The following is an 11,045-nucleotide window of genomic DNA, read 5'->3' on the forward strand; positions in this document are numbered from 1 at the left end:
CGACGCCGGGCCGCGCGGACGTCCTCGGCCATCTCGGCCGGACGTCCGGTGGCCGCGACGCCGGGGTCGGTCACCAGCAGGACGCGGCGCGCACCCAGCTGGCGCAGGTCGTGCCCGATCTCGTGGCGGGCCCCCACGCCGAACTTCAGGCCTGGTGCGCCGTAGGTGAAGACGGTCTCGGGGCTGGTCGGGGCGAAGCTGGTCACGCGGCCTCCTCAGGGCGATGCCCTCCGAGGATACGACTGCCGGTCCCCTGGGCGGGCTCCACTACCCTGGACCGGACCCGGGAGAAGAGGACTCATGAGGACGAAGCGACTGCTCGCCGCGCTGGCGACGATCGGCATGCTGACCGCGACGGCCGCCTGCGAGGGCGGCTCGAAGGCCCCGGAGAGCCCCGAGGCGACGGCGTCGTCCGCCTCGCTCAGCGACCAGGTCGGCGACCACGAGTCCGGTCCCGACAGCCCGATCGGCTACGGCATGCGCGTCCCGCGCGGCGCGACCCAGCTCGGTCCGCTCGTCCGCTACCGCAGCGAGGCGCTGATCGCCGCCTACCAGGCCGACCTCGACGCCGCCCTGGCCGAGAAGAAGGCCGAGGAGGACGCGGCGCGCCAGGAGCTGATCGACGAGGGCGAGACGCCGCCCACCCCGACCCCGACGCCGACGAACCGGCCGAGCGAGGACACCTACGACCTGCTCGAGGACCAGCCGTCCCCGGACGTGACCATCTCGGTGATGCGCGTCGACGGCGAGCCGTCCGACGTCGTGCACCGGATGCTCGGGCAGATCGCGACGGTGCTGCCCGACAACGAGATCGACCCCGCCGCCCTCGAGACGTACTGCCCGGTGCGCGACGGTCGCTTCACCGGCTGCCACCTGTCCGAGCGCGGCCTCACCGGCGGCGGCCGCGACGTGACGGTGACGCTCGACGTCGCCGTGGGCTCGATCCGGACGCGCACCGGCTTCCCGGCCTCCGACGGCGACCCGGTGATGGTGCTGCAGGTCGCCCACGCCGGCGACCCGCGCGAGGGCCAGGAGGGCAAGGAGACCGACGGCATCGGCGACATGCCGACCCCGACGCGAAGGCGCCGGCCACCGAGGCCGTGTGGCCGCGCATGGACATGGCCGCCCCGAGCGACTCGCCGCTGCTCGGCGGCGCCTGGACGCTGCCCGAGGGCGCCACGCTGCTGCTCAGCAGCGCCCGCCCGTCATTCGCGCTGGTGCAGATGCCGCAGTTCGCCGACGCCGACGCCGCCGCGCGGCAGTGGGCCTCCGGCGCGGGCGAGCCGACCTCGAACACCATCGAGGAGCTCAACGAGATCACGACGACCTACACGGGACGCACGGCCGACGGCGACCAGGCGTTCGGTGCCTACGTCGCGACCGGCCGCGGCGCCTACGCGTTCCTGATGCGTCAGCCGGCGCCGGCCCAGCCGTAGCGCTCCAGGGTCGAGACGACGTGCTCGACCATCGGCAGCACCGGGTAGTCCGGTCCGCCGACGCGGTCGACCTCGACCCAGCGCACCAGGTCGGTGCTGCCGCCGACGTCCACGACGTGCGGCTCCTCGGCGGCGTCCACGCGCACGGCGTACAGCACGTGCACCCCGTGGTAGTCCTCGTACGCGTCGTCCCGGCCCAGGTCGACGACGTGGAGTCGTGGACGTCCACCAGCCGGGTCTCCAGGGCCTCGAGCCCGGTCTCCTCGTGCAGCTCGCGGCGCACCGCGTCGTGGGGTGACTCGCCGTGGTCGACGCCGCCGCCGGGCAGCGTCCACGTGCCGGGCGGGAAGCCCACGGGGCTGATGCGGGTGAGCAGGATCCGCGGGCCGTCCAGGGCCACGGCGTACGCGCCGAGACGTTGGGTTCGGCGCGTCACGGGGCACTCCTCGGGCTCGGGTCCTCGACAGGAAGCCCTCAGGCTTCGCGTCTAGAGTCAAGCACACGATGACCGAGCTCGCCCCGCTGCAGACGACCACCAAGCCCGTGAAGAAGCGGGTCGCCTACCTCGACAACGCGCGCTACTGGGTCATGCTGCTCGTGGTGATCGGGCACTCGCTGACCGACCTGGTGGTGATGGACTCCGCCCGCGGCGTCTACACCTGGATCTACCTGTTCCACATGCCGTTCTTCGTGCTCATCTCGGGCTACACGGCGCGCAACTACGTGGGCGACCAGCGGCAGGTCCGGCGCATGATCAGCACCCTGGTCGTGCCCTACCTGCTCGTCGAGCTGAGCCTGCAGCTCATCACCAAGCACTACGACGGCTCCCCCAAGCACCTCATGCCGCTGTCACCGCAGTGGCTGGGCTGGTTCATGGCGGCGCTCGTCATCTACCGGCTCACGACGCCGATCTGGCGCACGGTCCGCTACCCGATCACCCTGTCCATCCTCATCTCGCTGCTGGCCGGCCTCATCGAGATCCCGAACGTCCTGGCGCTGCCCAAGGTGCTGGGCTTCCTGCCGTTCTACGTCATCGGGATGCACTTCAGCCGCGACCGCTTCATGGCCCTCGGCCAGTGGCGCGTCCGCATCGCCTCGGCCGTCCTGCTCGTCGGCTCGTTCGTCGTCTGCCAGCTGTACGCGTCGGACTGGACCACCGAGTGGCTGCTGTGGAAGATGCGCTACGACGAGGCGCCGCTCGAGGCCGGTCCCATGGACGGCCTGGCCGTCCGCGCCTTCCTCATCGTGGTCGGCCTCGTGCTCTCGCTGGCGTTCCTGTCGCTGGTGCCGCGGCGCGAGTCCTGGACGACGCGCTTCGGCTCGCGCACCTTCTACTGCTACCTGCTGCACGGCTACGTGATCATCCTGCTCGACCGTCAGCTCGACCTGTGGGCCAAGCTCGAGCCGTACGGCGCCGTGTCCGTCCTGGGTTGCATCGCCGCGGCGATCGTGCTGGCCAACCTGCTCATGACCAAGCCGGTCGCCGACCTGTTCCGGCCGGTGTTCGAGCCGCAGCTCACCTGGCTGTTCAAGAAGTAGTCGCGAACGACGTAGTCCCGCGAACGCCGAAGGGCCCCGCACCGTGAGGTGCGGGGCCCTTCGCGTCAGCGGCTCAGCTGTCGTACGACGTGAAGTCGTAGTCGTCCAGCTGGACCGACTCACCCGTGGGGTTGCCGAAGCCGTAGTCGTACGACTCGTACGAGCTCACCGAGTACGCGTTCGCACGCGCCTCCTCGGTCGGCTCGACCCGGATGTTCCGGTAGCGGTCCAGGCCGGTGCGGCCGGGATCAGCTTGCCGATGATGATGTTCTCCTTCAGACCGCGCAGCGAGTCCGACTTGCCGTGGATGGCCGCGTCGGTGAGGACGCGGGTCGTCTCCTGGAAGGAGGCGGCCGAGAGCCACGACTCGACGGCCAGCGAGGCCTTCGTGATGCCCATGAGCACCGGACGGCCCGAGGCGGGGGTGCCGCCCTCGGCCACGACCCGACGGTTCTCCTCCTCGAACGTGGCGCGGTCCGCCAGGTCGCCCGGGATGAGGTTCGAGTCGCCCTGCTCGATGACCGTCACGCGACGGAGCATCTGGCGCACGATGATCTCGATGTGCTTGTCGTGGATCGCCACGCCCTGGCTGCGGTAGACCTCCTGGACCTCGTCCACGAGGTGCTCCTGCGCCCGGCGGACACCGAGGATGCGCAGGACCTCCTGCGGGTCCGGGGTGCCGTGCGTGAGCTGCTGGCCGACCTCGACGTGATCGCCGTCGGCGATGAGCAGACGGGCACGCTTGGTGACCGGGTACTCCAGCGGCTCGGAGCCGTCGTCGGGGGTGACGACCAGCTTGCGGGTCTTGTCCGTGTCGTTGATCTCGACCCGGCCGGCGGCCTCCGTGATGGGGGCCTTGCCCTTGGGCTGGCGGGCCTCGAACAGCTCCACGACGCGCGGCAGACCGTGCGTGATGTCGTCACCGGCCACACCACCGGTGTGGAAGGTACGCATCGTCAGCTGCGTGCCGGGCTCACCGATCGACTGGGCGGCGATGGTGCCGACCGCCTCGCCGATGTCGACGAGCTTGCCGGTGGCCAGCGAGCGGCCGTAGCACTTGGCGCACGAGCCGGCCGCCGCCTCGCAGGTGAGGACGGTGCGGACGCGGATCGTCTCCACGCCGGCCGAGACCAGCGCGCTGATCTCGACGTCGCCCATCTCGCCACGGCCGGACGAGCACCTCGCCCGTCTCGGGGTGGGCGATCTCGACCGCCGCGGTGCGCGAGTAGACCGAGGTCTCCACGTGCTCCTCGGGCACCAGGGTGCCGTCCTCGAGGCGGGTCGCGATGACCTTGGGCAGACCGCGCTCGGTGCCGCAGTCCTCCTCGCGGATGATGACGTCCTGGCTGACGTCGACGAGTCGACGCGTCAGGTAGCCCGAGTCGGCCGTGCGCAGAGCGGTGTCGGCCAGGCCCTTGCGGGCACCGTGCGTGGCGATGAAGTACTCGACGACGCTCAGGCCCTCGCGGAAGTTCGCCTTGATCGGGCGCGGGATGATCTCGCCCTTGGGGTTGGCGACCAGTCCACGCATGGCGGCGATCTGACGCAGCTGCATCATGTTTCCGCGGGCACCCGAGTTGACCATCATGTAGATCGGGTTGTCGTGGTCGAAGTTCTTCTCCATCTCACCGGAGACCTCGGCCGTCGCCTGCGTCCAGATCTCGATGAGCTCCTGACGGCGCTCGTCCTCGGTGATCAGGCCGCGGTCGAACTGCGTCTGGACCTTGGCCGCCTGGTCCTCGAACTTGCCCAGGATCTCGGGCTTGTTCTCCGGCGTCGAGACGTCGTCGATCGAGATCGTGACGCCCGAGCGCGTGGCCCAGTGGAAGCCGGTGTCCTTCAGCGCGTCCAGTGCGTTGGCGACGTCGACCTTGCTGTAGCGCTCGGCCAGGTCGTTGACGATCACGCCGAGCTGCTTCTTGCCGACCTGGTAGTTGACGAAGGGGTAGTCCTCCGGCAGCGTCGCATTGAACAGCGCGCGACCCAGCGTCGTGGTGGTCAGCGCGTCGTTGACCGGCAGCTTGATCTTGCTCTGGAGCGTGATCTCACCGCGCTCGAAGGCCATCTGCGCCTCGGCCGGCGACGTGAACGCGCGACCCTCGCCCAGCAGTCCCTCGCGCTCGAGCGTGAGGAAGTACAGGCCGATGATCATGTCCTGGGTCGGCATGGTGACGGGACGACCGTCGGCCGGCTTCAGGATGTTGTTCGTCGACAGCATGAGGATGCGGGCCTCGGCCTGCGCCTCGGCGCTCAGCGGCAGGTGCACGGCCATCTGGTCACCGTCGAAGTCGGCGTTGAAGGCCGAGCAGACGAGCGGGTGGATCTGGATGGCCTTGCCCTCGATGAGCTGCGGCTCGAACGCCTGGATGCCCAGACGGTGCAGGGTGGGGGCACGGTTCAGCAGCACCGGGTGCTCGGTGATGACCTCCTCGAGCACGTCCCACACCTCGGCGCGGACGCCGCGCTCGACCATGCGCTTGGCGCTCTTGATGTTCTGCGCGTGGTTCAGGTCGACCAGGCGCTTCATCACGAACGGCTTGAACAGCTCGATGGCCATCTGCTTGGGCAGGCCGCACTGGTGCAGCTTGAGCTGCGGGCCGACGACGATGACCGAACGGCCGGAGTAGTCGACGCGCTTGCCGAGCAGGTTCTGGCGGAAGCGACCCTGCTTGCCCTTGAGCATGTCCGAGATCGACTTGAGCGGGCGGTTGCCCGGACCGGTCACCGGACGGCCACGACGGCCGTTGTCGAACAGCGAGTCGACGGCCTCCTGCAGCATCCGCTTCTCGTTGTTGACGATGATCTCGGGCGCGCCGAGGTCGAGCAGGCGCTTGAGCCGGTTGTTGCGGTTGATGACGCGGCGGTACAGGTCGTTGAGGTCGGAGGTCGCGAAGCGGCCACCGTCCAGCTGGACCATCGGGCGCAGCTCCGGCGGGATCACCGGGACCGCGTCCAGCACCATGCCGCGCGGGTGGTTGCCGCTGGCCAGGAACGCCGAGACGACCTTGAGGCGCTTGAGCGCGCGGGTCTTCTTCTGGCCCTTGCCGGTGGCGATGACCTCGCGCAGCGACTCGGCCTCGGCCTCGAGGTCGAAGGACTCCAGGCGCTTCTTGATCGCCATGGCGCCCATGTAGCCCTCGAAGTACTTGCCGAAGCGGTACGTCATCTCGCGGTAGAGCAGCTCGTCGCCCTCGAGGTCCTGGACCTTGAGGCTCTTGAACCGGTCCCAGACCTCGTTGAGGCGGTCGATCTCGCGCTGGACGCGGTCACGACGCTGGCGGGCCTCACGCTCGGCGGCGTCCTTGACCTTGCGCTTCGCGTCGGCCTTGGCGCCCTCGGCCTCGAGGGCGGCCATGTCCTCCTCGAGCTTCTGCATGCGCTCGTTGACCTCGTTGTCACGACGGTTCTCGAGCTGCTTGCGCTCCATGTCGATCTTCGCCTCGAGCGAGGACAGGTCGCGGTGACGCGCCTCGTCGTCGACGTGCGTGATCATGTACGCCGCGAAGTAGATGACCTTCTCGAGGTCCTTCGGCGCGAGGTCGAGCAGGTAGCCCAGACGGCTCGGCACACCCTTGAAGTACCAGATGTGCGTGACCGGGGCGGCCAGCTCGATGTGGCCCATGCGCTCGCGACGGACCTTGGAGCGGGTCACCTCGACGCCGCAGCGCTCGCAGATGATGCCCTTGAAGCGCACGCGCTTGTACTTGCCGCAGTAGCACTCCCAGTCCCGGGTGGGACCGAAGATCTTCTCGCAGAACAGGCCGTCGCGCTCGGGCTTGAGCGTGCGGTAGTTGATGGTCTCAGGCTTCTTGACCTCGCCGTGCGACCACTGACGGATGTCGTCAGCGGTGGCAAGACCGATCTTCAGCTGATCGAAGAAGTTCACGTCGAGCATGTAGCTCAGTTACCTTTCACCAAAAATTCGAACGAAGGCGGGGAAGTGTGACGTCACACTTCTTCGACGCTGGACGGCTCGCGACGCGAGAGGTCGATGCCGAGCTCCTCGGCGGCGCGGAAGAGGTCCTCCTCCGCGTCACGCATCTCGACCGCGGTGCCGTCGCTGCTGAGCACCTCGACGTTGAGGCACAGCGACTGCATCTCCTTGACCAGGACCTTGAACGACTCGGGGATGCCCGGCTCGGGGACGTTCTCGCCCTTGACGATCGCCTCGTACACCTTGACGCGGCCGAGGATGTCGTCGGACTTGATCGTCAGCAGCTCCTGCAGCGCGTACGCGGCGCCGTAGGCCTCCAGGGCCCAGACCTCCATCTCACCGAAGCGCTGGCCACCGAACTGGGCCTTACCGCCGAGCGGCTGCTGGGTGATCATCGAGTACGGGCCGGTCGAGCGGGCGTGGATCTTGTCGTCGACCAGGTGGTGGAGCTTGAGCATGTACATGTAGCCCACCGAGATCGGACCCGGGAACGGCTCGCCGGAGCGACCGTCGAACAGGCGCGCCTTGCCGTCGGGGCGACCATGCGGTTGCCGTCGCGGTTGGGCAGCGTGTTCGCCAGCAGGCCCTGCAGCTCGTCCTCGCGCGCACCGTCGAAGACCGGCGTCGCGACGTTGCTGCCGGACGGGGCCGACTCGGCCCCGATCGACTGCAGGCGCTCGGCCCACTCCTCGGCGATGCCCGAGACGTCCCAGCCCTGCTTGGCGATCCAGCCCAGGTGCAGCTCGAGCACCTGGCCGATGTTCATGCGGCCGGGGACACCGAGCGGGTTGAGCACGATGTCGACGGGCGTGCCGTCCTCGAGGAAGGGCATGTCCTCGATCGGGAGGATCTTGGAGATGACGCCCTTGTTGCCGTGGCGGCCGGCCAGCTTGTCGCCGTCGCTGATCTTGCGCTTCTGCGCGACGTAGACGCGGACGAGCTGGTTGACGCCGGGGCTGAGCTCGTCACCCTCGGACGCGTCGAAGACGCGCACGCCGATGACGGTGCCGGACTCGCCGTGCGGGACCTTGAGCGACGTGTCGCGCACCTCGCGCGCCTTCTCGCCGAAGATCGCGCGGAGCAGGCGCTCCTCGGGGGTCAGCTCGGTCTCGCCCTTGGGCGTGACCTTGCCGACGAGGATGTCGCCGTTGCTGACCTCGGCGCCGATGCGGATGATGCCGCGCTCGTCGAGGTTGGCCAGCATCTCCTCGGAGACGTTCGGGATGTCCCGCGTGATCTCCTCGGGGCCCAGCTTGGTGTCGCGGGCGTCGACCTCGTGCTCCTCGATGTGGATCGAGGTCAGCAGGTCGTCCTGGACGATCCGCTGGGACAGGATGATCGCGTCCTCGTAGTTGTGGCCCTGCCACGGCATGAACGCCACGAGCAGGTTCGTGCCGAGCGCCATCTCGCCCTCGTCGGTGCACGGGCCGTCGGCCAGCGGGGTGCCGACCTCGACCCGCTGCCCCTCGGCGACGAGCGGACGCTGGTTGATGCACGTGCCCTGGTTCGAGCGACGGAACTTCGCCAGGCGGTAGGTGAAGTTGTTGCCGTCGTCCTGCATGATCTCGACCGCGTCGGCCGAGACCTCCTTGACGACGCCCGGCGCCTTGGCGACGACGACGTCACCGGCGTCGACGGCGGCGCGGTACTCCATGCCGGTGCCGACGAGCGGGGCGTCGTTGACCAGGAGCGGGACGGCCTGACGCTGCATGTTCGCACCCATGAGGGCGCGGTTGGCGTCGTCGTGCTCGAGGAACGGGATGAGCGCGGTCGCGACCGACACCATCTGGCGCGGCGAGACGTCCATGTAGTCGACCTCGGCCGACGGACGGAGCTCGGCCTCGCCGCCGCGCTGGCGCACCAGGACGCGGTCCTCGGCGAAGCGCTTGTCGTCGGTCAGCGGCGAGTTGGCCTGCGCGACGACGTAGCGGTCCTCCTCGGTGGCGGTGAGGTAGTCGATCTGGTCGGTGACGACACCGTCGACGACCTTGCGGTACGGCGTCTCGACGAAGCCGAACGCGTTGATCCGCGCGTAGGAGGCGAGCGAGCCGATCAGGCCGATGTTCGGGCCCTCGGGGGTCTCGATCGGGCACATGCGGCCGTAGTGCGACGGGTGGACGTCGCGGACCTCGTAGCCGGCGCGCTCACGCGACAGACCACCCGGGCCGAGGGCCGACAGACGACGCTTGTGCGTCAGGCCCGCGAGCGGGTTGTTCTGGTCCATGAACTGCGACAGCTGGCTGGTGCCGAAGAACTCCTTCAGCGCCGCGACGACCGGGCGGATGTTGATCAGGGTCTGCGGCGTGATGGCCTCGACGTCCTGGGTCGTCATGCGCTCGCGGACGACGCGCTCCATGCGGGCCAGGCCGGTGCGGAGCTGGTTCTGGATCAGCTCGCCGACCGTGCGCATGCGGCGGTTGCCGAAGTGGTCGATGTCGTCGGCCTCGACGATGGTCGAGCCGGCCGGCATCTCGATCTCGGTCTCGCCGGCGTGCAGCGCGACGATGTACTTGATCGTGGCGACGATGTCGTCGATCGTCAGCGTCTGCTGGTCGAACGCGGCGGTCTGGCCCAGCTTGCGGTTGAGCTTGTGACGGCCCACCTTCGCCAGGTCGTAGCGCTTGGTGTTGAAGTAGTAGTTGTCCAGCAGCGTCTGCGCGGCCTCCTTGCTCGGCGGCTCGCCCGGACGCAGCTTGCGGTAGATGTCGAGCAGGGCCTCGTCCTGGTCGGCGGTGTTGTCCTTCTCCAGGGTGAGGCGGATCGACTCGTACTGGCCGAACTCCTCGAGGATCTGCGCCTCGGTCCAGCCCAGCGCCTTGAGCAGCACGGTGACGCTCTGCTTGCGCTTGCGGTCCAGGCGGACGCCGACGAGGTCGCGCTTGTCGACCTCGAACTCCAGCCACGCGCCGCGCGACGGGATGACCTTGGCCGTGTAGATGTCCTTGTCGGACGTCTTGTCGGGCGTGCGCTCGAAGTAGACGCCCGGCGAGCGGACGAGCTGCGAGACGACGACACGCTCGGTGCCGTTGATGATGAAGGTGCCCTTGTCGGTCATGAGCGGGAAGTCGCCCATGAAGACCGTCTGGCTCTTGATCTCGCCGGTCTCGTTGTTCATGAACTCGGCGGTGACGAACAGCGGCGCGGCGTAGGTGACGTCGCGGTCCTTGCAGTCCTCGACCGAGTACTTCGGGGGCTCGAAGCGGTGGTCGCGGAACGACAGGCTCATCGTCTCGGAGAAGTCCTCGATCGGGGAGATCTCCTCGAAGATGTCCTCCAGACCCGACTTGGTGGAGACGTCCGTACGGCCCTCGGCGAGCGCCTGCTCGACCTCGGCCTTCCACTTACCATCGCCGACCAGCCAGGAGAAGCTGTCGGTCTGGAGGGCCAGCAGCTCAGGAACCGAGAGGGGCTCCTCGATCTTTGCGAAGGAGATGCGACGGGGGGCGGACTGTGCGACGGGAGTGCGCGAGGCGGCCAAGAGTGATCCTTCCGAGGGCTCGCAAGCGATGTAAACTCTGTTTCGGCGCACGCCACGAGATCCCGGTCAAGGGCACATGGGAGGACGTAGCGGGCGCGAATGATCAGTCTAGCCCCACGACACTCCAGAACTCAACCCCGGTCCTTGACAAGTTCCTGAGGAACGGTCACAGTAGTTTGCTTCCGACCCCGCCCGGCGCGGGGTCGTCGCACGTCCGGCCCGGCGGCGTCCTCACAGGGCGCGGATGTCGTCCACCAGCCAGCGGTCGCCCTCGCGCTGCATCTGCACGACCACGCGGTTGCCGAAGACGGTGGGCTCCTGGGTGTCGGCCGTGACGCGGGCCTGGTCGAAGAACACCAGCACCGAGGCCCGGTCGGCGTCGCACTCGTCGCCGCACTCGCGCGCCGCGGCGCTGCGGGTCACCGTGCGCACCTGCACCTGGCGCTGGGGCGCCAGCTCGTCCAGGGCCGGCGCGATCTGGTCGAACTGCTCGGCGAAGTCGTCGGTCATGACCGCGGTGGCGTCCTGCTCGTGCTGCTCCAGCTCGTCGAACCGGTAGGTGAACACGGTCTCCATGGCGGTGCCGGCGGCCGCGGCGGCCTGCCGGTGCGCGGCGGCGACGTCGCCGTCGCCCTGCCAGCGCTGGTACCCGTCGACG

General features: G+C 68.8%; 4 protein-coding genes and 4 pseudogenes. 2 read left to right on the forward strand and 6 right to left on the reverse strand.

Features of this window, described 5'->3' with window-relative positions:
* Positions 1 to 206, reverse strand: a pseudogene (locus AC2W7G_RS03680) (alcohol dehydrogenase); the annotation flags it as partial.
* A gap of 94 nt (positions 207 to 300) precedes the next feature.
* Here AC2W7G_RS03680 and AC2W7G_RS03685 point away from each other — a divergent pair.
* Positions 301 to 1,407, forward strand: coding sequence for a hypothetical protein (locus AC2W7G_RS03685; protein ID WP_485867248.1), 1,107 nt, complete (start codon positions 301 to 303; stop codon positions 1,405 to 1,407).
* Between the two features lie 4 nt (positions 1,408 to 1,411).
* Here the strand turns inward: AC2W7G_RS03685 and AC2W7G_RS03690 are convergent, their stop codons facing one another.
* On the reverse strand, positions 1,412 to 1,600 hold the full coding sequence (locus tag AC2W7G_RS03690) for a hypothetical protein (protein WP_485867251.1): 189 nt from the start codon (positions 1,598 to 1,600) through the stop codon (positions 1,412 to 1,414).
* A gap of 56 nt (positions 1,601 to 1,656) precedes the next feature.
* Positions 1,657 to 1,872: pseudogene (locus tag AC2W7G_RS03695) on the reverse strand (NUDIX hydrolase); the annotation flags it as partial.
* Positions 1,873 to 1,940: 68 nt separating this feature from the next.
* Here AC2W7G_RS03695 and AC2W7G_RS03700 point away from each other — a divergent pair.
* Positions 1,941 to 2,975, forward strand: coding sequence for an acyltransferase family protein (locus tag AC2W7G_RS03700; protein ID WP_485867249.1), 1,035 nt, complete (start codon positions 1,941 to 1,943; stop codon positions 2,973 to 2,975).
* Positions 2,976 to 3,048: 73 nt separating this feature from the next.
* On the opposite strand, the pseudogene AC2W7G_RS03705 reads toward AC2W7G_RS03700, so the two are convergent.
* The 3 genes and pseudogenes from AC2W7G_RS03705 to AC2W7G_RS03715 all read right to left on the reverse strand — a co-directional run.
* Positions 3,049 to 6,870 (reverse strand): annotated as a pseudogene (locus AC2W7G_RS03705) (DNA-directed RNA polymerase subunit beta').
* A 53-nt stretch (positions 6,871 to 6,923) separates the two neighbouring features.
* A pseudogene (gene rpoB / locus AC2W7G_RS03710) lies at positions 6,924 to 10,387 on the reverse strand (DNA-directed RNA polymerase subunit beta).
* A 231-nt stretch (positions 10,388 to 10,618) separates the two neighbouring features.
* On the reverse strand, positions 10,619 to 11,045 hold a 427-nt coding region (locus AC2W7G_RS03715), incomplete at its 5' end, for a hypothetical protein (protein ID WP_485867250.1).

The sequence above is a fragment of the Aeromicrobium sp. PFPM2_SD2 genome (genome assembly GCF_057364525.1).